This is a genomic window from Arthrobacter sp. UYP4 (assembly GCF_057291175.1).
The window spans coordinates 302560-328932 of the sequence record NZ_JBXAVU010000003.1; the positions used below are offsets into that span (position 1 = coordinate 302560).

At 69.4% G+C, this 26373-nt stretch carries 26 protein-coding genes; 8 read left to right on the plus strand and 18 right to left on the minus strand.

What is annotated here, in order from left to right; translation table 11 throughout:
- Nucleotides 1–22: 22 nt before the first annotated feature.
- The 4 genes from AC0Z9V_RS13620 to AC0Z9V_RS13635 form a co-directional block, all read right to left on the minus strand.
- The gene (locus AC0Z9V_RS13620; RefSeq protein WP_485141824.1) at nt 23–1852 is read right to left on the minus strand and encodes an immune inhibitor A domain-containing protein; all 1830 of its coding nucleotides are present in this window, start codon (nt 1850–1852) and stop codon (nt 23–25) included.
- A 263-nt stretch (nt 1853–2115) separates the two neighbouring features.
- Nucleotides 2116–3249, minus strand: coding sequence for an aminotransferase class V-fold PLP-dependent enzyme (locus AC0Z9V_RS13625; RefSeq protein ID WP_485141825.1), 1134 nt, complete (start codon nt 3247–3249; stop codon nt 2116–2118).
- Between the two features lie 40 nt (nt 3250–3289).
- Nucleotides 3290–4483 (minus strand): PRC and DUF2382 domain-containing protein, encoded by a 1194-nt coding sequence (locus AC0Z9V_RS13630; RefSeq protein ID WP_485141826.1) that lies wholly within the window; start codon nt 4481–4483, stop codon nt 3290–3292.
- 201 nt (nt 4484–4684) lie between these two features.
- Complete coding sequence (locus AC0Z9V_RS13635) at nt 4685–5662, minus strand: MsnO8 family LLM class oxidoreductase (RefSeq protein ID WP_485141827.1); 978 nt, start codon at nt 5660–5662, stop codon at nt 4685–4687.
- 90 nt (nt 5663–5752) lie between these two features.
- Here AC0Z9V_RS13635 and AC0Z9V_RS13640 point away from each other — a divergent pair, with 90 nt between their 5' ends.
- The 3 genes from AC0Z9V_RS13640 to AC0Z9V_RS13650 all read left to right on the plus strand — a co-directional run bounded on the left by AC0Z9V_RS13640 (nt 5753) and on the right by AC0Z9V_RS13650 (nt 7337).
- Nucleotides 5753–6118: a hypothetical protein gene (locus tag AC0Z9V_RS13640; RefSeq protein WP_133080212.1), complete on the plus strand. Its 366-nt coding sequence runs from the start codon at nt 5753–5755 to the stop codon at nt 6116–6118.
- A gap of 108 nt (nt 6119–6226) precedes the next feature.
- A complete protein-coding gene (locus tag AC0Z9V_RS13645) occupies nt 6227–7072 on the plus strand; it encodes a metal-dependent hydrolase (RefSeq protein ID WP_133080211.1) in 846 nt (281 codons plus the stop codon).
- A gap of 79 nt (nt 7073–7151) precedes the next feature.
- Complete coding sequence (locus tag AC0Z9V_RS13650; RefSeq protein WP_133080210.1) at nt 7152–7337, plus strand: hypothetical protein; 186 nt, start codon at nt 7152–7154, stop codon at nt 7335–7337.
- Between the two features lie 49 nt (nt 7338–7386).
- On the opposite strand, the gene AC0Z9V_RS13655 is transcribed toward AC0Z9V_RS13650, so the two are convergent.
- The 6 genes from AC0Z9V_RS13655 to hisD form a co-directional block, all read right to left on the minus strand.
- On the minus strand, nt 7387–8082 hold the full coding sequence (locus AC0Z9V_RS13655; protein ID WP_485141828.1) for a DsbA family oxidoreductase: 696 nt from the start codon (nt 8080–8082) through the stop codon (nt 7387–7389).
- A gap of 61 nt (nt 8083–8143) precedes the next feature.
- The gene (locus tag AC0Z9V_RS13660; protein ID WP_133080208.1) at nt 8144–8323 is read right to left on the minus strand and encodes a hypothetical protein; all 180 of its coding nucleotides are present in this window, start codon (nt 8321–8323) and stop codon (nt 8144–8146) included.
- A gap of 111 nt (nt 8324–8434) precedes the next feature.
- Nucleotides 8435–9286, minus strand: a complete 852-nt coding sequence (locus AC0Z9V_RS13665) for an amino acid ABC transporter ATP-binding protein (RefSeq protein ID WP_485141829.1) — start codon at nt 9284–9286, stop codon at nt 8435–8437.
- Nucleotides 9279–9932 carry an amino acid ABC transporter permease gene (locus AC0Z9V_RS13670; RefSeq protein ID WP_133080206.1) on the minus strand — a complete coding sequence of 218 codons (654 nt, stop codon included), beginning with the start codon at nt 9930–9932 and terminating at the stop codon, nt 9279–9281. Before AC0Z9V_RS13670 ends, AC0Z9V_RS13665 begins: the two co-directional genes overlap by 8 nt.
- Before the next feature lie 43 nt (nt 9933–9975).
- A complete protein-coding gene (locus AC0Z9V_RS13675; protein WP_133080205.1) occupies nt 9976–10785 on the minus strand; it encodes an ABC transporter substrate-binding protein in 810 nt (269 codons plus the stop codon).
- Nucleotides 10782–12128 carry a histidinol dehydrogenase gene (hisD, locus tag AC0Z9V_RS13680; protein ID WP_485141830.1) on the minus strand — a complete coding sequence of 449 codons (1347 nt, stop codon included), beginning with the start codon at nt 12126–12128 and terminating at the stop codon, nt 10782–10784. Before hisD ends, AC0Z9V_RS13675 begins: the two co-directional genes overlap by 4 nt.
- Before the next feature lie 71 nt (nt 12129–12199).
- Here hisD and AC0Z9V_RS13685 point away from each other — a divergent pair, with 71 nt between their 5' ends.
- A complete protein-coding gene (locus AC0Z9V_RS13685; RefSeq protein ID WP_459268766.1) occupies nt 12200–13114 on the plus strand; it encodes a LysR family transcriptional regulator in 915 nt (304 codons plus the stop codon).
- 17 nt (nt 13115–13131) lie between these two features.
- Here AC0Z9V_RS13685 and AC0Z9V_RS13690 read toward each other — a convergent pair whose 3' ends face one another.
- On the minus strand, nt 13132–13773 hold the full coding sequence (locus tag AC0Z9V_RS13690) for an HAD family hydrolase (RefSeq protein WP_485141831.1): 642 nt from the start codon (nt 13771–13773) through the stop codon (nt 13132–13134).
- Between the two features lie 168 nt (nt 13774–13941).
- Here AC0Z9V_RS13690 and AC0Z9V_RS13695 point away from each other — a divergent pair, with 168 nt between their 5' ends.
- Nucleotides 13942–15402: a protein adenylyltransferase SelO gene (locus tag AC0Z9V_RS13695; protein WP_485141832.1), complete on the plus strand. Its 1461-nt coding sequence runs from the start codon at nt 13942–13944 to the stop codon at nt 15400–15402.
- Nucleotides 15403–15425: 23 nt separating this feature from the next.
- On the opposite strand, the gene AC0Z9V_RS13700 is transcribed toward AC0Z9V_RS13695, so the two are convergent.
- Nucleotides 15426–16316 carry a LysR family transcriptional regulator gene (locus AC0Z9V_RS13700; protein ID WP_133080200.1) on the minus strand — a complete coding sequence of 297 codons (891 nt, stop codon included), beginning with the start codon at nt 16314–16316 and terminating at the stop codon, nt 15426–15428.
- Between the two features lie 113 nt (nt 16317–16429).
- Here AC0Z9V_RS13700 and AC0Z9V_RS13705 point away from each other — a divergent pair, with 113 nt between their 5' ends.
- Both AC0Z9V_RS13705 and AC0Z9V_RS13710 read left to right on the plus strand, forming a co-directional pair.
- Nucleotides 16430–17731 carry a glucarate dehydratase family protein gene (locus tag AC0Z9V_RS13705; protein ID WP_485141833.1) on the plus strand — a complete coding sequence of 434 codons (1302 nt, stop codon included), beginning with the start codon at nt 16430–16432 and terminating at the stop codon, nt 17729–17731.
- A gap of 29 nt (nt 17732–17760) precedes the next feature.
- A complete protein-coding gene (locus AC0Z9V_RS13710) occupies nt 17761–18726 on the plus strand; it encodes a 2-hydroxyacid dehydrogenase (RefSeq protein WP_485141834.1) in 966 nt (321 codons plus the stop codon).
- A 1-nt stretch (nt 18727) separates the two neighbouring features.
- Here the strand turns inward: AC0Z9V_RS13710 and AC0Z9V_RS13715 are convergent, their stop codons facing one another.
- The 6 genes from AC0Z9V_RS13715 to AC0Z9V_RS13740 are packed head-to-tail and all read right to left on the minus strand — an operon-like array spanning nt 18728 to nt 25053.
- A complete protein-coding gene (locus AC0Z9V_RS13715) occupies nt 18728–19447 on the minus strand; it encodes a sulfite exporter TauE/SafE family protein (protein ID WP_485141835.1) in 720 nt (239 codons plus the stop codon).
- Complete coding sequence (locus AC0Z9V_RS13720; protein ID WP_459268760.1) at nt 19444–20496, minus strand: ABC transporter ATP-binding protein; 1053 nt, start codon at nt 20494–20496, stop codon at nt 19444–19446. The genes AC0Z9V_RS13715 and AC0Z9V_RS13720 overlap by 4 nt, the downstream gene beginning before the upstream one ends.
- Nucleotides 20489–21538, minus strand: a complete 1050-nt coding sequence (locus tag AC0Z9V_RS13725) for an ABC transporter ATP-binding protein (protein WP_459289015.1) — start codon at nt 21536–21538, stop codon at nt 20489–20491. Before AC0Z9V_RS13725 ends, AC0Z9V_RS13720 begins: the two co-directional genes overlap by 8 nt.
- Nucleotides 21535–22575 carry an ABC transporter permease gene (locus AC0Z9V_RS13730; RefSeq protein ID WP_485141836.1) on the minus strand — a complete coding sequence of 347 codons (1041 nt, stop codon included), beginning with the start codon at nt 22573–22575 and terminating at the stop codon, nt 21535–21537. The genes AC0Z9V_RS13725 and AC0Z9V_RS13730 overlap by 4 nt, the downstream gene beginning before the upstream one ends.
- Nucleotides 22576–22583: 8 nt before the next feature.
- Nucleotides 22584–23510 carry an ABC transporter permease gene (locus tag AC0Z9V_RS13735; RefSeq protein WP_133080195.1) on the minus strand — a complete coding sequence of 309 codons (927 nt, stop codon included), beginning with the start codon at nt 23508–23510 and terminating at the stop codon, nt 22584–22586.
- A 31-nt stretch (nt 23511–23541) separates the two neighbouring features.
- Complete coding sequence (locus AC0Z9V_RS13740) at nt 23542–25053, minus strand: ABC transporter substrate-binding protein (RefSeq protein ID WP_485141837.1); 1512 nt, start codon at nt 25051–25053, stop codon at nt 23542–23544.
- 355 nt (nt 25054–25408) lie between these two features.
- Between AC0Z9V_RS13740 and AC0Z9V_RS13745 the strand changes: the two genes are divergently transcribed.
- Entirely contained in the window at nt 25409–26356 is a 948-nt protein-coding gene (locus tag AC0Z9V_RS13745; protein ID WP_485141838.1) for a 2-hydroxyacid dehydrogenase, read from the plus strand.
- Nucleotides 26357–26373 lie beyond the last annotated feature (17 nt).

Genomic DNA, 26373 nt, shown 5'->3' on the forward strand with positions numbered 1-26373 from the left:
CTTCTGTGTGTGGCTTACGGGGCTAGCGGACCTGGAGGGTCAGCATGCCCGTCGAGTTGGACTGGACGACCTCGATCTTCGTCCCGGTGCCGGCGACGACGACGGAACCCTGCGGGTTCGTGGCGTCGTAGTAGGCGTTGGGGTCGGTGTCATCGAAGACGGCGACGCCCGGCTGCGAGGGCGCCGTGAGCGTGGTCATGCCCGCCGCGGTCTCGCGGTGCAGGTTCAGCGCATCCGTCGCCTGCTTGCCGAAGGTGGCATCGAAGCTCTGGATGCGGTTGCGCACGACGGTGCCGTCCGACCAGGTGAGCGCCTTGGGGTGGGCGTCGACCGGCAGGGCCAGGCCGGCGCCCGGGTGCTGGCGCGTGTTGTTGTTGGTCTGCGCGGTGTTCCAGTAGGTCACGCTCAGGCCGTCCTGGTACGCGTAGTGCTCCACGGTGTCCGGCGCGGTGACGCCCCAGCCGAAGTTGTACGGGCCGGTGGCGAGCGTCGCGTCGTAGCCCGCGTACACGCGGTTCTCGGCGATGTAGAAGCGGTTCTTGCCGGCCGCGTCCTTGGGCAGGTTCACGACGACTGCCTGCGGGGCCTTCGTGGCGTGGAACGAGGGGCCGATCTTGTGGGTGGACTTCACGCCCGCCGTGGCGACGTCGTAGTCCAGCCAGCCGAGCTGCAGCTTCTCCCAGGCACCCATGTGGTTCGGGGTGGTGCCGATGGAGCCGTCCCCGTGGCCGAGCCACGAACCGGAGCTCATGAGCGTCCAGAAGCCGGTGCCGTTCTCGCCGCCACTCGTGTCGTACAGGTCGGGCAGGCCGAGGTCGTGACCGTACTCGTGCGCGAAGACGCCGAGGCCGCCGTTCTCGGGCTCCGTGGTGTAGTCGCGGATCCAGATGTCGGAATCGCCGATCTTGATGCCGCCGAAGGGGTTGGCCGCGGGGCCGGACGTGCCGCGGCCCGCCTGGCCGACGGCCCAGCGGTGGGACCAGATGGCGGACGACGCCGCGCCTGCCTCCTCGCCCTCGCCCGCGTGGATGGCCTGGAAGTGGTCGATGTAGCCGTCGGCCTCGTCGAAGTCGCCGTCCTTGTCGAAGTCGTAGCGGTCCCACTGGTCGAACGTCGCGAGGTAGGCGTCGATCTCGGCTGCGGTCTTGCCGGCCGCGACCTGCGAGTCGTACCAGGCGTTCGCGGTGTCCTGCACGAAGCGGGTCATGTCCGCCTGGCTCTCGGTCTCGCCGTAGCTCGCCGAGTTGTAGGGCACGGTCACCCAGTCGCTGACGTCGCCGTCGACCGTGTACCGGCCGCTGGACATCTCCTCGTAGACGCCCTTCAGCGACTCGCCCTCCTCGCTGAAGAACATGTCGAGGTAGTGCTCGCGGTCGAAGGTGTCGGACCAGTAGGTGGAGTTGTCCACCGCCCGGTTCGGCTCCTTGATGGCGTTGTGCGTCGGGCCTGCCGTCGAGGTCGGGAAGCGCGGGTCGATCTTGTCGCCGAAATCGACGAGGAAGGACAGGATCTGGTCGCTGTCCTGCAGGCCGTACTGTGCCCACTGGCCGGGAGCGACCTTGACGGCCTTCGAGCCGCCGCGGTCCTCGACCTTGGCCTCTCCGGAGAGGACCTTCGCCAGGCCCTGCTGGTTGAGGTCGCGGCGCTCCTCGGCCGCAGGGTCGGAACGGTCGTCGAGCTTCGCGGCCGAGCCGTCGGCGCTGGGCGAGGAGGTGAAGGACGACGTCGCGGTCGGTGCGTCCGCCGCGGTGCCGGTGGTGGCCTGTGCGCTCACGGGAGCGAGCACGACGGCGCTGGTCACGGCGAGCGCCATCGCGCACCGCAGCCCCCGGGTACGAGGTGTGAGATTCAAGGGTTCTCCTTAGTGAAATATCCCAGCTGATGCAGAACACCCTCAGGTTAGGTGCCCGAGGTTACGAACATGTTGCCTAGGTCACATGTTCTGGCAGGGACGCTAGCACCGCCCGGGGACACTTCGGAGGTCGGTTGCGTTCTATGAACCATCTCTCTGGTGTGCTCTGGCATACCGGGACGGCACGCCCTATAGTGCAGGGCCCGCGGCGGACCGTGAGCGCGCACCCGCGGACGAGCCCGGGCACCTGTGGCACCCCGCCCTCAGACGAAATCCGCGAGCACCCCCGCCGCCTCGCCGAGGACCTCGGAGCGGGTCGTCGCGTGCACCGAGAGGCGGATGCGGTCCGGCCCGTGCAGCGTCACCGAGATGTCGGCGGCGGCGAGCGCCGCGTGCGCTTCGGCCGCCCGCCCCGGAAGGCCCGCGACCACGATCCCCGCCCGGTCCTCCCGCTCCCGGGGCGAGAGGACCGGCACCCCTGCGGCGTCGAGCTGGTCGATCAGGGCACCCGCGTGCGTCGCGATGATGCCCTCGATGGCCGGCACACCCACCGGCTCGATCAGTTCGAGGGCCTCCGCGAACGCCCCGGTCGCGTACGGGGACAGGTTCGAGATGGAGAAGCGCCCGGCCCCCGGCAGCGGCGCGTGCTCCTCGCCGTCGTACCGTCGAGCGTCGGCGACCCCCGTCCAGCCGGCGAGCAGGGGCTCGATGCGCTCGAGGCCCTGTGGCGACATCGCGATCCCGGCCACGCCCCAGCCGGCCCGCACCCACTTCTGCGCGCCGGCGATCAGCACGTCGGCGAGTGTCCATTCCAGATCGGCGACAGCGAACCCCTGGATGCCGTCGACCACGAGGAGGCGGTCGGGGCCGATCGCGTCGCGGATCCCGGCGAGATCGGCCCGGTAGCCGGTGCGGAAGTCGACGGCGCTGACGCTCACGGCAACGGTGTCGTCCGTCAGCCGGTGGGCGACGACGTCGGGGGTCACCCGGGTGCCGGGCTCCCCCATCAGGTCGACGCGTGCACGGCCCGCCGCCCCGGTGCGCAGCCAGGGATAGGTGTTGGACGGGAACTCACCGGCGCCGACGAGCACCGTGCCGGAGGCCAGACCGAAGGCCACCTGGAACAGGCCGAGCGAGGTACTGCCGGTCAGCCCCACCCGTTCGAGCGGGAATCCGCTGAGCCGTGAGAAGGCCTCCCGCGCCCGCTTGTCCTCGCTTTCGAGCGTGCTGCTCGCGCCGACGGCTGCCTCTCCGGCCGTCTCCATGAGGTGCGCCACGTGGTCGCGGACGGCGGTCGACGGCGGGCCGAAGCTCGCGAAGTTCAGATACCCGGGAGCCTCCGAGAAGGTGCCCTGGTAGGCGGCGAAGAGTGCGGCGTCGTCCTGCGTGGCTCCCATGCAGTCCACCCTACGGTCCGGGACCACCGGAAGACCCGCGTCAGCGCCGCTTCTTCCTTCCCTTCAGGAGCGCGTTCGTGCTGTTCGTCGCGATCCTCGTCGACGCGTCGGCATCCGCACCGGCGGTGGTTCCACGGTTGGAGGAACCGAGCCCCCGGCCCCTGCCGACCGACGCAGCCCCGTCCGCGCTGCTGGCGATGCGCTCCTTGCGCACCTCCTCCCGCACGGTGGTCCTGCCGGCCACCTCGACCGTCCTCATGCTCACGCGCTCGACGGGCACCGTCTCCTTGCTCAGGACGGCGAGTTCCTCGTGTGCCACGAGTTCCACGGACTGCTCCTGGAACGGTACGCCCTCGGCCTCCAGGCGCACGGGCGACGAGATGGGTTCCACCTCGATCCGAATCTCCTCCCGCTTCAGCGGGACGGTCATCGTGGCCTCCTCGGTCACGACGTACTTCCGGAGACGCACGCGGGCGGCCTCGTACTGCTCGGTCCCGACGCGCAGTCGTTCCTCCGAGCGGACCACCCAGGGGGTGCCGCCCTCGTCATGCGTGTGCGTCCCACCCTGCGTCCGGGCGGTCGTGGGCGCCGGTGTCGCGTCGGACGTTCCTGCCGTGTGCATCGCGCGTGCTGCGGTCTCCCCCGTCGCCGCGTCCGGAGCGGCCCCCGGAGCAGCCTCCGGAGCGGCCGACGGCGTCGTCGTGCGCGCGGCGGCGGATTCGGTCGCCGGCTCGGCGGCGGCATGTTCAGTTGCCGGCCCGGCGACGGCGGATTCGGTTCCCGGCGTCGTCGTGCGCGTGGCGGCGTGTTCGGTCGCCGCCTCGTCGGCGGCGTGTTCGGTTGCCGGCGTCGTCGTACGCACGGCAGCGTGTTCGGTTACCGGCTCAGCGGCGGCGAACCGAGGGACCGGAGCCGCTCCGCGCAGCCCGTAGTGCCGGTACAGCGCAGCCTCGTCCTCGGGGCTGAGGTGGCCGTCGCGGTCGACGGACGGCGCGTGCCTGATGAGGTCGCGCGGGTAGGCCACCACGAGGTCGCGCCCGTGCACGGATGCACCCTCGAGGGGCACGAATGACTCCCGGGTCCCGAAGAGGCCCGTGTGGACGGTCACCCATGACGGCCGGTCATCGGCATCGTCGAGGTACACCACGCCCACCGTGCCCACCTTGTCCCCCTCGCCGGTGACCACCGTGCTGCGGTGCCTGAGCAGCGGGTCGAGGTCGTTCATCGTGAGCATGCGGAGTCCTGTCGTCGGTATCGGCCGCGAGGAGCGGGTGAACCTCAGGGTAGGAGCGGCGCCCACGTTATAGCAAGCATGCTTACTAATCGGCGTGGCGGTGGACATCCCCTCCGGGGGACGGGCAAGGGCGTCGCTGGAGCGGAGCAGCGCAGCAGCTCGACTCCCGGGCGGCGCCGTCGTCGCGGGATCCGGCACGGCCTAGGCCGCTGCCAGCTCCGCCAGCAGCTCGTCCGACGCCGCCTGCCCCTCGAGGTCGAACGCGCCACCGGCGACGAGCAGCTCGGCGGCGCCCGTCCGCGCCTGCAGGTCGATGAGCTGCCGCGACACCTCGCCGGGCGTCCCGTACACGGCGGTCGCGAGCGATTCGGCGACGTACCCCTCCTCCCGCGCGGAGAGGGGCTCGTCGCCGGCGGCCTCGAGCGGCGGGAAGTAGCCCCGGGTCCGCGAGACGGCGAGCGCACGGGCCTCGGGCAGGAGCAGCTGCCGCGCCTGCGCCGTCGTGGCCGCCACCGCGACGTTGACGGACACCGTCACGTGGGGTTCCTCCCACCACGGTGACGGGCGGAAGGCGGTGCGGTACCGCTCGAGCGCCGCATTGCCGTTCCGGAACAGGGCGGGCCCGCCGAGCACGACGGCGAGGCCGGCCCGTGCCGCGATGTCCAGGCCCTGGCCGGTGGCCAGGACGAACACGGGCGTGCGCCCGCCATCCTGCGGGCGCGCGGTGACCGGCGCCGTGCCGCCGAGGAAGGCGAGCAGTTCGGCGATGTCCTGCTCGAACCGGTCCGCTTCCTCCCTGCCTGCCCGCAGCACCGTCCGCACGGCCTGGGTGAAGCCGAGCGAGCGCCCGATGCCGAGGTCGAAGCGACCGCTGAACAACGCATTCAGCGTGGCGGCCTGTTCGGCTACGACCAGGGGCTGGTGGTTCGGGAGCATGATGCCGCCCGTACCGATGCGGATCGCCGTCGTGCGGGACGCGACGGCCGCCGCCAGCACCGCGGGCACCGACCCGGCAATGCCGGGCACACCGTGGTGCTCCGCCACCCAGAACCGACGGTAGCCGAGCCGTTCGGCCTGCCGCGCGCGCTCGACGACCCGCTGGAGGGTCTCCGCCTCGGGAGTACCGAGCCGGGATTGTGCGCGGTCGAGGACGGACAGGCCGGTGAAGAGAAGGGACATACTTCGTGAAACCGATGACGGTCCGGCGTCATTCCGATAGTGTTGCCGGACAGGCGTCGGCGACGGCGCCTGGGTCCGCCGGACAACGGGGTGCGGCAGACCCGGATCAGCAGCGGGGTCAGCACCATGAAGATCGTCACCAGGATCCGCCGTCGGGTGCTCGGCTCACCCGCGCCCACCACGCACCAGCCGCAGTCGGCGCAGCTCGACGATCTCGCGGCGCGCATCGCCGATTCCTATGCGCGGCGGATCGAGATCACGGACCGGATCGCGGGAGGCCGTGCCCTCCCGGGCGACGAGGCCCGCCTGCGGATCCAACGGGACATCACGGCGAGCTACCAGAAGCGCCTCGAGAAGATCGACCTGCCCACCGGCACGGGCGACGACGCCGAGGCCTGGTTGCGGTCGGCCGGCACGCCGCGCGGTGCGCGGACGCGGCAGGACCGCCCGCACTAGCGCTTCCCGCAGCGGTTCCAGGAATGACGGTGGCACGCGTCAGGATGGGATTTCACCGCCGGCCGCTCCCCGCGGCCCGGCGTGGTCTCACCGAAAGGACTCCCCGCCATGATGGGCGCCCACCATGCTGCCTGCGGCGCCGCCGCCTGGGTTGCCGCCACCACCCGGATCGACGTGCATCCGGGCCTCCTGCTGTCGGCGCTGCCCGAGTCGGTCACCCTCGGGTTCGGCTTGCTCGATGTCAGCCCGGTCGGCGTCGTCACCGGCGCACTGGTCACCGCGGGCGCGGCACTGCTGCCCGACGCCGACCACCACAGCGCCACGATCGCCCATTCCCTGCCGCCGCTGTCGAACCTGTTCTGCGCCGGTGTCGGCGCGATCTCCGGCGGCCATCGCCGCGGCACCCACTCCCTGCTCGGCGTGGCCGCGTTCGTCGCCGTGGCGTTCGTCGCCGGACTCTGGACGGTCGGGACCACCGACTTCGGCACCATCTATCCCGGTGCGGGGCTGCTCACGGTCCTGCTCGTGTCCTTCGCGGCGAAGGCCCTGAAGATCATCCCCGACAGCATGCGTCGCTCGCCGTGGGCCGTCGGGCTGACCGCGGGTGCGTTCGTCACCGCGTTCGCCCCCGAGGAGCAGTTCTGGTTCCCGCTCGCGGTCGGCATCGGCGTCGTGGTCCATATCCTCGGCGACATGCTGACCACCGGCGGCTGCAATCCCGTGTACCCGTTCCGCATCCGGCGGCCGCGGAGCCTGGCGGGCCTGCCGGTCATCGCGCAGGTGTGGCGGCCGAACGGCAATATCGCGGTACCGCTCCTCGGCAATGCGGGGTCGGTCCGGGAGTGGTGCCTGCTGGTGCCCGTCTCGCTCTACGCGGTGGGCGGCATCGGATGGGCCATCACCCGGTTCGACGACGGCGGAGCGGTGGTCGCGCGCCTCTCCGGAGCCGGTTGACCTCCGAGCGGTACGAAAAAAGCCGGAAACACGGCCACGCTAGTGTCGGGGACAGCTACCGACAGCTGGAAGAGGTTTCATGCACCGCGACGGTTTGTTCTTCGACCCCCTGCAGGACGAGGCGGATGCGCCGCCCCTGCCCGAGCCCGAGCCGGCTCGGCCCCATCAGCCGAGCGCCGACGAACTGCAGCTCCAGCGTCAGCGGGAACTAGCGCGCGTGCAGGACGACCTGAAGAGGATGGCCCGGGGCTCCTCGCGGCGCTGACGGCCGCTGCGACGGTGGCCGCGCGGCCGCCGTCGTCCGGTGTGGACCGCTAGCAGCCGTCGGGACCGCACGCCGGTCCGTCGGCCGACGGCGTGAGGGACACCAGCGGGTGCGACTCCTGCCAGGCCTGGTCGAGAGCCTGGCGGAACAGTTCGGTCGGCTGGGCGCCGGAGATCCCGTACTTGCGGTCGACGACGAAGAACGGCACGCCCTGCACGCCGAGGGTGCGGGCCTCCTCGATGTCCCGGCGCACGTCGTCGGCGAAGCGGTCACCGGCGACGGTGTCGCGGATCTCGGCCTCGTCGAGGCCAATGCCCGTGCCGAGGGAGACGAGGACATCGACGTCGGACGTGTCCAGCCCCTTCTCGAAGTGGGCGGACATCACGGCTTCCTTGGCCGCGTCGCCCCGACTCCGGGACTTGGCGAGGTGCAGGAAGCGGTGCGCGGTGAAACTGTTGCCCACCACGATGCGGTCGAAGTCGAAGTCCAGGCCCTCACCCGAGGCCTGCTGCGCCAGGTGCTGCCACATCTGCGTGACCTGCTCGGGGGCGATGCCCTTGCGCTCGGCGAGGTACTGCTGCTCGGTGCCCTCGTAGTGGTCGGGCAGGTCCGGGTCGAGCTGGTAGCTCTTCCAGGTCACCTCGACTCTGTCCCTGTGCGGGAAAGTCGCGAGGGCCTTCTCGAAACGGCGCTTGCCCACGTAGCACCACGGGCACTTCACATCGGACCAGATCTCTATCTGCATGTCCGGTAGAACGGCGGCGGGCCCGGGCGCTATTCCCTGGGGAAGCGCCCGGGCCCGGCTACTACCTCCGGTTCAGCAGGTTGCGGAGGATGCCGCCCACCTTGCCCGACGGCATCGGCGTGCCGCGCCGTCCGGCGTTCATCCCGCCGCCTCGCGTCCGACCGGTGGTGGGTGTGGTGCCGGTTCCCGACCTGCCCAGGTAGCGGCCCGCTGCGTTCTTGACCATGTTGCTGATGCCCATGCCGATCTCCTTCGATTCCGCCTCTGCACCCGAAACATCAGGTGGCTTACGAGTTTACGCCGCCCGCCCGGTCGCGGCCAGACAGCGGGAGGGAACTCCGGTGCCCGGGTGCTAGGCCGTCCCGGGAGGTTCCACGGTCAGCCCCGACCGCCGGAGCAGCGCGTAGGTCTTCGGATGCTTCGGCCGGAAGAAGACCTCGTCGGGCGTCCCCTTCTCGACGATGACGCCCTGGTCCATGACCACGATGATGTCCGCGATGTCCCGCGCGAACTGCATCTCGTGGGTCACGATCACCATCGTGGTGCCCTGGGCGGCGATCGCCTTGATCACCGCCAGCACCTCCTCCACCAGTTCCGGGTCGAGGGCCGACGTCGGCTCGTCGAACAGCATGACGCTCGGATCCATGGCGAGGGCGCGGGCGATCGCGACGCGCTGCTTCTGACCTCCGGACAGCCTCGACGGGTAGTTGTCCTTCCGGTCGAGCAGCCCCACCCTCTTCAGGTTGTCGAGCGCGTGCTGCTGCGCCTCGTCCCGGGACATCTTCTTGACGTCCTGCAGGGGTGCCATCACGTTGCCGAGGGCGGTCTTGTTCAGGAACAGGTTGAACTGCTGGAAGACCATGCCGAGGTCGGTCCGCTTCCGCGCGGTGATGGACGCCTTCTCGTCGACGAGCTTCCCGTCCCGCTCCTCGTATCCCACGAGGTGGCCGTTGACCAGGATCCGGCCGTCGTCGATCGTCTCGAGCTTGTTCATGCAGCGGAGCAGGGTGCTCTTGCCGGACCCGCTGGAGCCGAGAATGACGACGGTCTCGCCCTTGTGGACGTCCAGGTCCACGCCCTTCAGGACCTCGATCCGATTGACCTCCCGCCGCTGCCCCCGGAGGCGCTGCAGCAGGCTCGGGGTCTTGGTCACCACGAACGTCTTGTGGACGTCCCGCGCACTCACGATCACTTCGTCAGACATGGACCCTCGCTCTCTTCTCCAGGGCACTCACGATGCGGGACAGCGGGAGGCTGATCAGCAGGTACAGCAAGGCGGCCGCCGTGTAGACCTGCGTCGTCTCGAACGTCTGCGCGTTGATGACGTTCGCGGTCTTCAGGATCTCGGTCACGGCGATGACCGACGTCAGGGCCGTGTCCTTCACCATCGCGATGAAGTAGTTGCCGATCGGCCCCAGCGACACGATGAAGGACTGCGGCAGGACGACCTTCCACAGCGCCTGGCCGGGCGTGTAGCCGAGGGACAGGGCGGCTTCCGTCTGGCCGGCCTCGACGGAGAGGATCGCCGAACGGAAAACCTCCGACAGGTAGGCCGCATAGTTCAGGCCCAGGCCGAGGATCCCCGCCGGGACCGGATCGATGTTCACCCCGATGGCGGGCAGGACGAAGAAGATGTAGACGAGCTGGACCAGGAGGGGCGTGCCCCTCATGACCTCGATGTACACCAGGCCGATGCCGCGCAGGATCTTCGACTTCGAGATCCGCGCGAGTGCCAGCAGCAGCCCGAGGACGAGCGCCAGGGCCATCGCCCCCAGGGCGAGCTGGATGACGATCGGTGCGGCTGCCAGCAGGCGCGGGAAGTAGCTGAGCGTGCTCTGGATGAACTCGATGACCGGACCTTCCTCTCAACCTCGGTGGAACGGGACGGGACGGTCAGTCGACGGCGTTGCTCTCGGTCAGACCGTACTTCGTCAGGATCTCCATGTAGTCCGGGGACGCCTTCAGCTCGGCGAGGCCGGAGTTGAGTTCCTCCAGCAGCTGCGTGTTCTCCTTCGGCACCGCGGCACCGATCAGGCCGGGGAAGTAGGGCTCGTAGGGGTCGACGATCTTGATGGCGTCGTTGGGGTTCTGCACCAGGCTGTAGGCGACGACGGCGGCGTCGGTGAAGACGACGTCGACCTGCTTGTTCTCGACCGCCGTCAGCAGGGCGGCCTGGGAGTCGAAGTACTTGATCTCCTCCGGCTCCAGCGACTCCGCCAGCTCGATGAAGGTGGTGCCGGTCTGGACGCCGATCACGGTGCCCTTGGCGTCGTCGCGACTGGTCATGGTGGAGTCTCCCGGGACGACCATGCCTTCGCCCTGCTGGTACCAGGTGTCCGTGAAGTTCACCTCTTCCTTGCGGACATCGGTGATGTACATGGCGTCGACGACGGCGTCGGCCTTCCCTGCCTTGATGGCCGGGATCAGGGTGGCGAACTCGGACACGAAGACCTCGACCTCCCAGCCCTTCTTGTCCGCGATCCAGTTGATCATCTCGCCGTCGATGCCCTGCAGGTCGCCGGCGTCGTCCGTGAAGGAGAAGGGAGCGTCGTTGGAGGTGGCGATGGTGATCGACTCGATGGCTTCGCCGTCGCCTCCGCCACCCTCGCTGCCGCCGGAGTCCCCACCGCCGCATGCGGTCAGGGTGAGTGCGATCCCCAGTGCACCGGCTGCGAAGGACGTGAATGCGCGCCTGCTGTTCATGGTTGCTCCTTGGTCGATGCTGAGTCGTTCCCGAATCGGGTGATGCGGAGGTCGGCCGTGCGCTGATGCGCTTCCATCTCCTCGTAGGCGGAGATCTCGGACACTAGGGGGGCCAGCTGCATCGTCGCGGAACGATCGATGCGCTGGAAGGTGAGGGGCTTCAGGAACCTCGACACGGACAGTCCCGCCGAGGACCGCGCGCCACCACCGGTGGGCAGGACGTGGTTGGTCCCGGTGATGCCCTTGTCGGAGTAGGCGACGGTGGACCAGGGCCCCAGGAAGAGCGAGCCGTAGTTCGTCAGGTTCTGCTGGAAGTAGTCGTCGTCAGCGGTGATGACCTCCAGGTGCTCGGGGGCGAGCACGTCCATGAGTTCGACGGCGGTCGCGTTGTCCTCGGCGACGTAGACGGTCCCGTAGTCCCGCCAGGCGGCCCCGGCGATGTCACGCGTGCTGAGGTCCACGAGCTGGCGGTCCACCTCGGCGATCACGGCCAGGGCGAGGTCCCGTGACGTCGTGACGAGGGCGGCCGGCGACTGGGGGCCGTGCTCCGCCTGGCCGAGGAGGTCCGCCGCCACGATCACGGGATCGGCCGTGTCGTCGGCGATGACGGCCACCTCGGAGGGACCCGCCAGCAGGTCCATGCCGACCCGCCCGAAGAGCTGCCGCTTCGCCTCGGTCACGTAGGCGTTGCCGGCGCCCACGAGCATGTCCATCGGCTGCTCGCCCAGCAGCCCGAAGGCCATGGCCGCCAGGGCCTGGACACCCCCGACCACGAAGGCGCGGTCGACGCCCGAGAGGTGGGCGGAGTAGAACACCGCGGGATTGCCGGCCGTCGGGGAGGTGGGCGGGGAGCAGGCGATCACCGTGGGCACGCCCGCCGTCTTCGCCACGCCCACGGTCATGAAGGCGCTGGCGAGGATGGGGAACCGCCCGGCCGGCAGGTAGGCGCCGACGCGCTGGACCGGGATGTACCTGTGCCCGACCACCACCCCGGGCATCATTTCCGCCTCGAAGTCCTGCAGGTGCCGGCGCTGCAGGCTGGCGAACGTCCGCGTCCGCTCGGCACCGGCCTCGAGGGCTGCGCGCAGTTCCGGCGTCAGGGCGTCGCCGGTCCGGCGCAGCGAGTCCGCGTCCATCTCGACGTCGCCTCCGCCCCACCCGTCGAGGACCCGCGAGTACTCCGTGACGGCGTCGCGCCCGCCCTTCTCGATGACCGACAGCATCTCCGATACCGTTTCGACGACCTTCGGCAGCCGCTGCGCCGGCACTCCACCGATCGCGGCGGTCTTCAGGCACTCGTAGGAACCTCCGATGAAGGAGGCGTGGTGTGCGTCTAGTTCCATGCGCAGAGCCTAGGGCGGGAAAATGCATAGGGGAACCCACCCTTCGCCGATGCAGGATATAGCCTTCCCCTATGACGCTGAATCAGCTCCGCGCATTCCTCGCCGCCTACAGCTGCCGCTCGCTGAGCGCTGCCGCCCGGGAGCTGGGGATCAGCCAGGCATCGGCCTCCGAGTTGATCTCACGTCTCGAGCAGGAGCTGGGTGTGCCGCTGTTCACCCGCAACTCCAAGGGCCTCTCCCCCGCTCCTGCGGCCGAGGAACTGCATCCCCATGCATTGGACTGCGTCAATTCGGCGCGACGCGGGTCCGAGGCCGTGCAGGCACTGAGGACACTCAACGGTGGAGTCTCGACGTTCGGGGTGCTGCGATACGCCGCCAACTACGACCTCGCGGACCTCGTCGTGCAGTTCCACCAGAAGTACCCGGGCGTCCGGGTCCGGATGATCGGGCTGAACTCGCACGTCGTCGCGGCCTCGGTGGCCAGCGGGGAGATCGAGTGCGGTCTCGTCGTGCTGCCCGTGGACACCGAGCATCTCGAGGTGCGCCAGTTGGCGCAGGACGAGGTGCGCTTCATCTCCTCCACCCGGCCCGCCGAGGCCGGGCCGGTGAGCATCCACGAACTGGCGTCCGCGAAACTCGTCCTCTACGACGCGCATGCCGGGTGGAAGGATCCCACCCGGCGGCAACTGCAGGACCGGGCGAACCTGGCGGGCCTCTCGATCGAGGCGGACATGGAGGTCGAGCACGCGGAGACGGCCTACAGTCTCGTGGCCGCCGGGGCAGGGGACTCATTCATGGCCCGCGGCATCCTCGAGTCCCTGCGGCGCGAGGACACTGTGAGGAGTTTCCCCTTCGCCGATCCCCTCTACGACACGATCGCCCTCGTCCAGCGGAAGCACGGATACCTCTCGCCGGCGACGCGCCGGTTCTCCGAGTTCGCAGAGCGGGCGGTCGCCGCCCAGGGCGGGCTGACCAGCCTCGTGTGACCAGCCCGCCCCGGTCCTCAGAGGTGGGTGACGAGGTCCGCGTCGAGGACCGCGCGCGGATTGTGGGAGTGCCGGACACCTACGGTGACGGCCCCCGCGGTCCGCGCGAGCGCCAGATAGGTGTCGCTGTCCTCCAGCACGACGCAGGGCGGAACGCACAGGTCGCGGAAGATGGCCTCCTTGTCGCGCCCGTGCTCGCGGCGGGCGATCCGGACGAACCGGGCGAGCCCCCACTGCCCGAGCAGCGCCGCGATCAGGTCCGGGTCCCCGTTGGAGACCACCACCTGCTCGGAGGCCGTGCCGTCGAGGGCCGGCATGAGGGAGGCGGCGAGCCAGGACGGGTCCAGCCCGCGCAGCGCGGACGCGGCGACCACCTCGCCGCGTTCGCTGTGCAGCGCGGGAATCTCCTGCTCGGACGCCGGGAAACCCTCGGAGATCACACGCTCCCAGATCCACTGCTCGGTGTGCCCGACGAGATCCCCGAAGAAACCGTCGGCGAACTCGTGACGGCGCCGTTCCGCCAGGTCCCGGTAGCTCGCCTCGTGCAGCGGCTCGGTGTGCCCGACGACGCCGTCGAAGTCCCAGATGACGCGCGCGCCCACGGCTTCCCGCAGGATCCGCTCCGCAAGCCGCCGTGCTGCGTCGTCGCCGTTCGGCATCCGTGAACCCTCCCTGGAACTGTCGGTGCCGGCCGTCGAGGGCCGCGCCTGATGTCGGCCATCGTAGGGTTCCCGGTAGCGGGAGGGCCACCCGGGTCGGGCACAAGTGCGTGCTGCACCGGCTGCGGGGCGTGACAGACCCCGAGGAGCCGGGCGTACGGTGGAGAGATGAGCGTGCCTACAGATTCTAGGGTCACCTTCGATGGTCGCTTCGCGCGGGAACTGCCCGAGATGGCAGTGGCCTGGCAGGCGGAGGAGGCCCCCGATCCGCAGCTGCTCGCCCTGAACGAAGCACTCGCGGCCGAGCTCGGCTTCGACCCGGAGTTCCTCCGCACCCGCGAGGGCCTGGCCCTGCTGCTCGGCACCTCGGTGCCGGAGGGCGCCACGCCGGTGGCCCAGGCCTACTCCGGGCACCAGTTCGGCAGTTTCAACCCGCGCCTCGGTGATGGGCGGGCGCTGCTGCTGGGCGAGTTCACCGACACCGAGGGCCGACTCCGCGACCTCCACCTCAAGGGGTCCGGGCGCACCCCGTTCGCCCGCGGCGGTGACGGTCTCGCCGCCGTCGGCCCCATGCTGCGCGAGTACATCGTCAGCGAGGCGATGCAGGCGCTCGGCATCCCGACGACCCGCTCGCTCGCCGTCGTCGCCACCGGGCGTGCGGTGCGCCGTGAGACCCTGCTCCCCGGCGCCGTCCTGGCGCGCATCGCGAGCAGCCACCTCCGCGTGGGCAGCTTCCAGTACGCGGCGGCGACCGGCAACCAGGACCTCCTGCAGCGCCTCGCCGACCACGCCATCAGCCGGCACTACCCGGAGGCTGCGTCCGCTGACCGCCCGTACCTGGCCCTGTTCGAGTCGGTCGTGGCCGTGCAGGCGTCGCTCGTGGCGCAGTGGATGCTCGCCGGCTTCATCCACGGTGTGATGAACACGGACAACATGACCGTCTCGGGCGAGACCATCGACTACGGTCCCTGCGCGTTCATGGACGTCTTCGACTACTCCACGGTCTACAGCTCCATCGACCACGGCGGCCGGTACGCCTACGCCAACCAGCCGATCGTCGCCGAGTGGAACCTCGCCCGGCTCGCCGAGGCGCTGGTACCGCTGCTCGACGACCAGGAGCAGGCGGTGAAGCTCGCCGTCGGTGCGCTCGAGACCTTCCGCCCCCGCTACAGCGGCGCATGGCTCGCCGGCATGAGGACCAAGCTGGGACTGCCCGACGACGTCGCCGACGAGGTCGCCTCCCCGCTGGCCCATGACGTGCTGACCCTCCTGCAGGACAACCACGTGGACTACACGTCCTTCTTCCGGGGGCTCGGTTCAGTGGTCCGCGGCGACGCCCGGCCGGCACGGGACACGGTGCTCGACGTCGCGGCCTTCGACGCGTGGGCCGCGCGCTGGCTCGCGCTCGGCCCCGACGCGGACGCGATGGACCGCGCGAACCCCGTGTACATCCCGCGGAACCACCTCGTCGAGGAGGCCCTCGAGGCCGCGACCGCGGGGAACCTCGAGCCGCTCGACCTGCTCGTCGACGTCGTCCGCGCACCCTTCGACGAGCGCCCCGGCCTGGAGCGCTACGCCGCCGGGGCACCGGGAGACTTCGGGCGATACACGACCTACTGCGGGACCTGAGGCCGGCACCCGCACCCCGCAGCTCAGGGCAGGAGGTCCAGGAGCTTGAGGACGGCCGGGTTCGTGGTGTTCTCGTTCCACGCGACGTCCAGTTCGACCCGGTTGAGCTTGCGGACGGTGCGTGAGTCCTCGATCTCGTAGAACCTGACGTCCGCCGGGGCGAAGGATCGGGCCGACGCCGGAACGAGGCTCACCCCCAGGCCCGCCTGCACGAAGGCGAGCAGGGCGGGCACCTGGCTCGCGTACTGGGTGATCCGGGGGTGGACGTCGGCGCTGGAGAACAGCCGCAGCACGAGGTCGTGGAAGTAGCGCGCCTCGGCCGTCGAGTACATCATGAGCGGGCTGTCCCTGAGGGCGCTCAACGGCAGGGAGTCGCCGTCCACCGCGATGTCGCTGTCCGCGGGTGTCGCGATGACCAGGCGGTCCTGCATGATCGGGCGGGTCAGGACGCCGGGCCGGACGACGATGGGGCGCAGGAGTCCGATGTCCACGCTGCCGTTCACCAGCCCGTCCATCTGGTCCGTCGACACCAGTTCGCGGAGCACCAGGGACACTCCGGCCTGCTCCTCGGCGGTCCGGCGCAGGAGTTGCGGCAGTGCGGTCTGGCCCGCGATCGCCGTGTACGAGATGGTCACCGATCCGGCGCTGCCGTTGGCGACCCGGCGGACGTCCAGTTCGGTCTTCGCGGCGAGATCGAGGATCTGCCGCGCACTCGGGAGCAGCACGGTGCCGGCAGCGGTCAGCTCCACCCGCCGGCTGCTGCGGTCGAAGAGCTGCGACCCCACCTCCCTCTCGAGGATCTGGATCTGGCGGCTCAGCGGAGGTTGCGTCATGTTGAGGCGCTCGGCGGCTGCTCCGAAGTGCAGCTCCTCGGCGACCGCGACGAAGGACTGGAGCTGAATGAGAGTGAACATCGATACCCTTCCTGCATCGGGTGGTGTCCACATTAGCTTGGACGCGCATCAATATCCTGGCCTACCGTCGACTCAGAGCAGCAGCGTCGACGCTTCCATCCGTAGGAGACACAGTGAGTCAGCACATCGCCCCGGAAACCTCGCTCGGACTCGTGTCCATCACCCGCGTGGAGATCACGCCCGTGGCGTTCAGGGACCCACCCCTGCTCAACACGGTAGGAGTCCACGAACCCTTCGCCCTGCGCGCCATCCTGCAGGTCACCACCGATGCAGGGGTCTCCGGTCTCGGCGAGACGTACGGCGATCAGGCGCATCTTGCCCGGCTCCACCGTGCTGCGGATGCCGTCCTCGGCTGCGACGTCTTCAACATCAACGAACTGAGGGCCCGCGTCGCGGCGGCCCTGGCCGCCGACACCACCCAGGGCGGCCACGGCATGAGCGGGATGGTCACGGGATCGAGCACCGCCGACCGCGTCCTGTCCCCCTTCGATGTCGCAGCCCTCGACATCCAGGGCAAACTCCTCGGCCGTCCCGTCAGCGACCTGCTGGGCGGCGCCATCCGGACCGCCGTCGATTTCAGCGGCTACCTGTTCTACAAATGGGCCAACCACCCCGGCGCCGCCCCGGATTCCTGGGGGGAGGCGCTGGATCCCGAGGGCATCGTCCGGCAGGCACGCACCATGGTCGGCACCTACGGGTTCAGGGCCCTGAAGCTCAAGGGCGGCGTGTTCGCCCCCGACCAGGAGGTTGCGGCGATCAGGGCCCTGCGCGCCGAGTTCCCCGAGCTACCGCTCCGGCTCGATCCCAACGCCGCATGGTCCGTGGAGACCTCGGTGGAAGTGGGGACGGAACTCGCCGGGATCCTCGAGTACCTGGAGGATCCGACGCCGGGGATACCGGGCATGGCCGAGGTCCGACAGCGTGTCCCCATGCCGCTGGCGACGAACATGTGCGTCGTGAGCTTCGCCGATGTGGCACCGGCCGTGGCGGCAGGATCGGTGGACGTGATCCTGTCCGACCATCATTTCTGGGGAGGCCTGCGGCGCTCCCAGGGACTGGCCTCGATCACCGACACCTTCGGTCTCGGCCTGTCGATGCACTCGAACTCGCACCTGGGCATCAGTCTCGCGGCGATGGTCCACCTCGCCGCCGCGACACCCAACCTCGACTACGCGTGCGATACGCACTGGCCGTGGAAGGAACCGGGCGAGGACGTGATCCATCCCGGCGCGCTCGAGATCGTCGACGGCTCCATCGCCGTGCCCACCCTGCCGGGACTCGGCGTCGAACTCGACGAGGACGCGTTGCACTCCCTGCACCAGCAGTACCTCGAGTGCGGGCTGCGAAGCCGCGACGACACCGGGTACATGCAGAGCCTCCACCCGGAGTTCGAGCCGGCGAGCCCCCGGTGGTGAACCGCGGCCGCTCCCCGTTGAAGGTGGTCGTGACCGATCCGATCATCAGCCGGTTCGAATCCGTCCTGCGGTCCACCGGGGACCACGAGTGGGTCATGGCCGCCGGCTCGGATCCGACGCAGCAGCGCGAGGCACTGGGCGACGCCGACGTCGTCGTCTGCTCCCGCCTCCCGGAGGAGCTGGCGTCCGCCGCCCACAGCGTCAGGATGGTGCACGTCACCGGCGCCGGCTTCGAGAAGATCGCACTCGACGCTCTCCGGCCGGAGGCATCGGTGGTGAACACCTTCCACCATGCGCGTCCGATCGCGGAGCACGTGCTCATGGTGACACTCATGCTGACACGTCGGGTGCTCCCGGTGGACCGGGAGCTGCGCTCGGGCGTGTGGAGGACGATCGCGACGTCGCCGGACGTCCCGTTCCATCCCACGCTGGAGGGAAAGGTGCTGGGCCTCGTGGGACTCGGCTCCATCGGCGCCGAGGTGGGGCGCCTCGCGTCCGCGCTGGGCATGCGGGTACACGCGGTGCGGAGTCATCCCGAGGGACCGACGCCTGCCGACCTGGTCCTCGACTGGGTGGGATCGACGGCGGAGTTGACCCGGCTGCTGGCGACATCCGACGTCGTCGTCATCTCGGCACCCCTGAACGAGGCCACGCGAGGCCTGATCGGCAGCTCCGAGCTCTCCGCCATGAAGGACTCGGCGCTGCTGATCAACGTGGCACGGGGCCCGATCGTGGACGAAGGCGCCCTCTTCGCCGCCCTGCGCGACCGATCCATCGCGGGCGCGGCGATCGATGTGTGGTGGGAGGCGCCTCCAGGAGGCGGCATGCCACCCGCCCGGCATCCGTTCACCTCCCTGGACAACGCCGTCCTCACGCCGCACTACTCCGGACACGCGTCGGTGACGTTCGAGCGGCGGGCGGCGGACATCGCAGCGAATGTCGCCCGCCTGGCCGACGGGGTGCCCCTGGTGAATGTGGTCCGCGCGGGCCGCTGATTCAGCCGAGCACGAGTTGGCCCAGCAGGAGGACGGCTCCCAGGGCCGACACGGTCAGCGCGAGGAGTCGGAGCCGGGCCTGGTCCAGGAACCGGTTGAGGTAGCGCGAGGCCACATATCCGGCCAGGACGACCGGGACCATCCACAGGGCGAGGAGCAGGATCTCCCGGGTGATCGCGCCGGCGAGGGCGAGGCCGCCCAGCGACACGGCGCTGCCGACCATGAAGAAGGCGCTCATGGTGCCGCGGAGCCGTGCGCCGTCGAGCTTCTGCCAGATCAGTGCCATGGGGGCACCACCGATGGACGTGGCGGTTCCCATCACCCCGGACGCCGCTCCCGCCGCGATGAGGTTCCTCCGCCTGGGCGCCGGTGTCCACCCCAGCACGGCGAACGCGACCCCTGACAGGACAGCCAGGGCCACCAGCAGCGACAGACCCGGGCCGGGGAGTGCGACGACGAGGAGGACCCCGGCGACGCTGCCCGGGATGCGTCCCACCAGCGCCCACCCCGCCCCGTGGAGATCGAGGTCCACGCGCTCCCGGATGGTGACCAGCACGGTGACGATGAGCGCGAGCAGGATCACCGTGCCGGGCAGCAGGTGCGGATCGACGAGGGCGATCACCGGGGCGGCCAGCATGCCCATGCCGAACCCGATGGAGGCCTGGAGCGCGGTCGCCGCGAAGATCACCGCGCCGATGAGGGCGTAGTCGGCGGGGCTCAAGGGGTCGGGGTGAGCTCCCCACTCCGCACCCGGATGGTGTCGAGCGGGAAATGGCATTCCGACAGGTGCAGGGGGCTGCCCGGCGCCTGGTCCGCAGGGGGTGCCTGTTCGGCGCAGATGTCCTGTGCCTGCCAGCACCGCGTGCGGAAGCGGCAGCCCGATGGCGGATCGAGCGGGGACGGTATCTCACCGCGGAGGATGATCTTCTCCCGTCCCGCGGTCGAGCGGTCCAGCCGGGGCGAGGCGGAGGTGAGGGCCGCCGCATAGGGGTGGCGGGGGCTGTCGAACACCTCCTCGGCGGTTCCGGTCTCGATGATGCGGCCGAGGTACATCACCGCCACGCGGTCGGCGACGAAGCGGACCACCGAGAGGTCGTGCGAGATGAAGATGTAGGACACGCCCAGGCGTTCCTGGAGTTCGTTGAGCAGGTTCAGGACCTGCGCCTGGACGGAGAGGTCCAGGGCGGAGACGGGCTCGTCGAGGATGATGACGTCCGGGTCGAGCGCCAGTGCGCGGGCGATGCCGATGCGCTGGCGCTGGCCACCGGAGAATTCCTGCGGGGATTTCCGCGCGTCCGAGGGGCGCATGCCCACCAGGTGGAGCAGTTCGTGGACCCGGGCCTCACGATCCTTCGACGAACGGTACATGTCCCGGTGCGCCCGCCACGGCTCGGAGATGATCTCACCGGCGGTCATGCGCGCGTTCAGTGACGCGAAGGGATCCTGGAACACCATCTGGACGCGGCGCCGCCAGGCCAGCAGTTCCTTGCCATGCATCGCGAAAGGATCGGTGCCGTCGAACAGGACCGTGCCGGCATCGGGTCGTTCGAGCATCATCAGCGTCCGCGCCAGCGTCGACTTGCCGCACCCGGACTCCCCCACGAGTCCGAGCGTCTCGCCACGGCCGAGCGTGAGGCTGATGCCGTCCAGGGCACGGAGGCGGTTGTTGCCCGAGGGACTCTTGGCGACGTGGAAGGTCTTCGTCACGTCCCTGACGTCCAGCAACGGCGGCTGCTGGTCGCGGACGGCTCCGACGAGTGTTTCAGACATGCGCGAGCTCCTCGCTGAAATGGCAGGCTGCCGCCTGCGCGACGGTGCCGGGAAGGTGCACGCCCGGTGCGGCAGTGGCGGACGCCGGACGGACCGGCAGCAATTCGGGCCGGGTGATCCTGCAGACCTCCTGCACCAGCGGGCAACGGGACTGGTAGACGCACCCCGAGGGGACGTTGTGCAGTTCCGGGGGGTTCCCGGGAATGGAGGACAGGGTGGACCCGCGGACGGCGTCCACCGGTACGGACTCGAGCAGGCCCCTGGTGTAGGGGTGGCGGGGATTCGCGAAGACCTCGGCCACGGTCCCCGTCTCGACGACGTTCCCGGCGTACATCACGGCGACCGTGTCCGCTTCCTCGGCGACGACGGCGAGATCGTGGGTGATGAGGACGACCGCGAGGTTGTTCTCCTCCCGCAGGCTCCTGAGCAACGCCATGATCTGGGCCTGGATAGTGACATCCAGGGCTGTCGTGGGTTCGTCCGCGATCAGCAGGCTCGGGTTCAGGGCCACCGCCATGGCGATGAGGATGCGCTGGCGCATGCCGCCCGAGAACTGGTGCGGGTACGCGTCGACCCGGGACTCCGGTTCCGGGATGCCGACTCTCTGCATCAGCTCGACGGCCTTGCTGCGTGCCTGCCGGGCGGAGAGTTTCTGGTGGATGCGGAAAGCCTCTCCCAGCTGGGTCCCCACCTTGTAGACGGGGTTCAGGGCCGTGAGGGCGTCCTGGAAGACGATGCCGAGCTGGGGACCGGCGACTTTCCGGCGCTGCCGCGCCGTCATGGTGGCGAGGTCCTGGCCGTCGAGGATCATCTGGCCCTCCTCGACCTCGGCCACCGGGTCGAGGAGACCGGCGATGGCCTTCGCGGTCATGGACTTCCCGCATCCGGACTCGCCCAGCAGCGCCAGGGTCTTCCCCGCCTGGGCCTGGAAGCTGACGTTGTTGACCGCCCGGACGGTTCCGCGCGGTGTGCGGAGCGTGACGGACAGCCCCTTCACGTCCAGGACGGGGCTCGGGGTGGATGCCGTATCGATGGTGCTCACTTGGTAGCTCCCTTCAGGGCCGTACCGAAGCGCCGGCCTCCACGTGTGCGGGGTAGCGACAGGCGCCAGCGCTGGGCGGGGTCCGTGGCGATGCGCAGCCAGGCCGCGAGGATGTTCGCAGCGATCGTGGTGATGACGATCGCCAGACCGGGGAAGATCGAGAGCCACCACGCCGTCTGGAGGTACTGGCGGCCCTGGGACACCATCAGGCCCCAGCTGACATCGGGCGACTGGATGCCGATGCCCAGGAAGCTCAGGGACGATTCGGCGAGCATGACGTAGCAGAACTCGAGCGTCGCGAGGGTCAGCAGGGTGGGCAGCACGATCGGGATCACGTGCCGGCCGATGATGGCGGTCGGTCTGGAGCCGAACGTCCGGGCCGCATCGACGAACGTGCGGCTCTGCAGCTCAGCGGATTCGGCGCGCGCCGTCCGGAGGTAGATCGGGATCCGGGTGATCGCCAGGATGAGGATGATGTTGCCGAGGCTCGGGTTGAAGACGTACAGCACCACGACGGCGAGCAGCAGCGACGGGAAGCTCATGATGACGTCGGCGATCCGCATCGAGATGGTCTCCCGCAGGCCGCGGTGGTAGCCGGCCCAGACTCCCCACAGTGAACCGATGACCAGGGCGATCCCGACGGCGGGAAGCGCGACGGAGATGGTGGTCCGCGTCGCGATGACCAGGCGGCCGAGCATGCTCCGGCCGAGCGAGTCGCTGCCCAGGACATACCCCCAGCCGTCCTCGAGCGAGAACGGCGGCTTGTTGGCGGCCAGCAGGTCCTGCCGGGTGGCGAGATCCCCGACGAGCATCGGCCCGAGGACCGCGACGAGTCCCACGAACACCAGGACCAGCGCGGCGAGGGTCGCGAACTTGTCGCGCAGCAGCAGCCGGAAGAGGGACAGCTTCTTGTCCCCCAGGTCCTGTGCCGGAGGCGCCGGGACCGGGCGGACGTCCGCGGCCGGAGCGGTGGCCGGCGCGGGCGGGTCGGTCTCGGGATGCTGGTGGCCTTCGGGTTGCAGCAGAGGCGTAGCCATGGTTCCTCCTAGGCCTTGACGGTGGGTCGGACGCGCGCGTCGAGCAGTGCGTAGCCGAGATCGATGAGGATGTTCAGGACGAAGATGGCAATCGCCGTGATGAGGACCGCTGCCTGCAGGACGGCGAAGTCCCGCTGGAGGATGGAGTCGATCATGAGCTTGCCGATGCCGGGCCACCCGAAGATGGTCTCCACGACGACGGCGCCGTTGACCAGGCCCACGGTCAGGTCGCCGGCCACCGTCAGGGCAGGGGCTGCGGCGTTGCGGAGGGCGTGGTGGCTCACGACCCGCGCGTCACTGGCCCCCTTGCTGCGGGCGAGCTTGATGTAGGGCTCGGAGAGGGCCGACACCATGGCGCCGCGGACGATCTGGACGAGCACGCCGAAGGGCCGCAGCATGAGCGTTGCGATCGGCAGTATCCACGCCTCCCCACCGCTGACCCCCGACGTCGGGAGCCACCCGAGGGTGATCGCGAAGATCCAGATCCCGACGATGGCCAGCCAGAAGTCCGGGATGGACGCGGCAGCCATGGACACGAAACTGGAGATGCGGTCGGCGATCCCGTTGGGCTTGAGCGCAGCCCAGCATCCCACCAGCACCGCGGCCACGATGGCGATCACCATCGTGGTCGCGGCGAGCTGCAGGGTCGCGGGGAACGCGCGGAGCGCCATCGCGGCGGCAGGCTCCCCCGTGCGCAGCGATTCACCGAAATCGAGCCGGAGGACGCCACCGAAGTAGTCCGCCATCTGGACCAGCAATGGCTGGTCCAGGCCCTGCCGGGCCGTGAAGTCCGCTCGCATCTGGTCGGTCGCATTCAGCGGCAGGTAGAGGCTCGCGGGATTGCCGGTGAGCCTTGCGAGCGCGAAGACCCCGACAACGACGACGACGAGCGGCAACAGGCTGGAGATGATGCGTTTTCTCAGGTAGACGAGCATGATTCCGTCCTCGGTCCGGTGAAGGGTGTGATCAGTTGGCCGGGGTCATCTCGGACAGGCGCAGCTCGTCCCCGGATGAGGAGTTCGGCTCGTAGTCCACGTTCGCGGATTTCCCGATGATGCCGGTCTGGTGGGCGATCGTGGCGAACTGCACGACGTTCTCGTTCTGGTAGCCGAAGACCTCCTCGTAGGCCGCCTGACGGTCCTCTCCCTCGGTCAGCCCGGCGTCCGCGATGAGAGCGTCGAATTCCGGGGTCCCGAACGTGCTCTGGGCTCCGGTGCTGAGCATGTACTGCTCGACGGTGAACGCCGCGTCTCCTGCCTGGTTGCCGTGCTGGACCAGGAGTGCGATCGGGCCTTCGTTCGTGACGAAGGGCCGCAGCTGGTACTGGAGGTGCTGGGAGGTCTCGACCGTCTTGAGCTCGACGTTGAGGCCGGCCTGGCTGAGCTGTTCCTGGAGGACCTGGGAGAGCTCCGTGACCTTGGGGAACTGCGCGCTCCGCACGACGAGGGTGATCTTCGTGTCCACGGGGACACCGTCGGCCTTGGCCTCCGCCACCAGCTCCTTGGCGCGGTCGAGGTCGAACGGCCAGGGTTCGAGGTCCTCGTCGTGACCCACGATGCCCGCGGGGACGAGCTGTGCGGCGACCTTGTCGGTGCCTTCGTACAGGCTGCCGACGATGGTCTCCTTGTCAATGGCGTAGTTGATGGCCTCCCGGACGCGGATGTCGTCGAGCGGGGCGATGTCGCCGGTCAGGCGCAGTGCGATCGTCTCGTTGTTGGGGTAGCTGACCCCGAGATCGCCGACACCGTCGTCGGGCCCGATGCCCATGGCGACGTCCGCCTCGCCGCTGGTGATCATCGCGGCGCGAACGGTTCCTTCCGAGCGCCACTGGTACTCGGCCTTCGAGTAGGCCGGGGCGTCTCCCCAGAAGTCCTCGTACGCGGCGAGCGTGATGCGCTGGCCGGCATCCCACTGCTCGATCGCGTACGGCCCCGTCCCGATCGGCTCGCGGACCTTCTCCGAGGTGCTGGTCGATGTCGGGACGATCTCCACGAAGGACAGGCGCAGGGGGAGGATGGGGTCCGGCGTGGCCGTCGTCACGGTGAGCGTGGTGTCGTCGACGGCTTCGACGACGAGGTCGTCGTCACCGAAGACGTAACCCTCCACGTTGCACCCGAGATCCGAGTTCACCGCCCGGTCGATCGTGAAGGCGGCGGCTTCCGCGGTGAAGGGCGTGCCGTCATGGAAGGTGACGTCGTCGCGGAGCTTGAAGGTCCACTCGGTGTCCGAGGTCGCCTCCCACTCCGTGGCGAGCAGGGGCTCGAGGTCGCCGGTCGTCGGATTCCGTTCGACCAGTGGCTGGGTCACGTTGGACCGGACGACGACTCCCGTGGAGGTGAGGTTCGCCTCGCAGGCCTCCAGGGTCGGTGGCTCCTGGGAGAGGACGACGCGGATGGTGTCCGATGCTGCTGCACCGTCACCTTCGGCTTGTTCCGAGTTGGCGACGGAGCAGCTGCTCAGGAGGAGCGCGCTACCCACCGCGACGGTCGAAAGGATGACGGGATTCGATCGCGGGGCGTGCGATGCAGAAGAAGACTTCATTGGTTTCCTCGGGTGTGTAGCAGGCTGGTGTCTGGGTGCCTGTGCTGCGGGATCCGCCCGAATGGACGACGGCCGTGCTGGTCCTAGAAGCATGGCGAGAGGCCCCAGACCCGTCAAGACGCCCGAAATGCGCCGATTCCAGCCGGAAATGCCCGCTCGGGCTGTGATCGGCGCCACTCATCGCCGCCATTCCGCGGATTCCGCCATCGATCTCACCATCCATGCCTCCGAGGTATCAGATGATGCTACTTTCGTGTTGTTAGTGCATCGATACAAAATCTAGTCTCGTTTCATGACAGTCCAGAATGCAGTGCTGCAAGTGGGTCCACTCATGCCGATGGTGCAGACCGCGATCACCCGCGACCACGACGCCCTGGAGCTGCCCGCCGGCGCGGGCAGGAGCGCGTTCCTGGCCGACCACGCGAGCAGCATCACCGTCGCTGTCACGTCAGGCCGCACCGGCGTGGGCACGGACCTGATGCAGGCCCTGCCGAACCTCGGCGCAGTGATCAACTTCGGCGTCGGCTACGACACCACCGACGTCGAGCAGGCCGTCGAACGGGGTATCTCCGTCAGCAACACACCGGAGGTCCTCAACGACTGCGTGGCCGACACGGCGCTGGCACTCTACCTCGACGTGCTGAGGGGAATCAGCGCCGCTGACCGCTTCGTCCGCCGGGGCGACTGGCAGACGAAGGGCAACTTCCCCCTCGCGACCCAGGCAAGCCACCGCCAGGTCGGCATCGTGGGCCTCGGAAGAATCGGGTCGGTCATCGCCCGACGCCTCGAAGGCTTCGACTGCACGATCAGGTACCACAATCGGTCGGAGGTGACCGGCAGTCCCTACGAATACGTACCGTCCCTGCTGCAGCTCGCCCAGACCTCCGACGTCCTGATCGTCGCCGCCGCAGGGGGCGCCTCGACGCACCATCTGATCGGGGCTCCCGAACTCAGCGCCCTCGGGTCACGTGGCTACCTGATCAACGTCGCGCGCGGAAGCGTGGTCGACCAGAGTGCGCTCGTCGAGGCCCTCACCACCGGCGCCCTGGCAGGAGCGGGACTCGACGTCTTCGAGGACGAACCCGCGGTGCCGCCGGAACTGATGGCCCTCGAGTCCGTCGTCCTCCTTCCGCACCTGGGCAGCGGCACGCACGAGACCCGTGCCGCCATGGCCGACCTGACCCTGAAGAATCTGCGGCAATACCTCGCGGACGGCACCCTGCTGACGCCCGTGACCTAGACCGATCCGCTATCCCA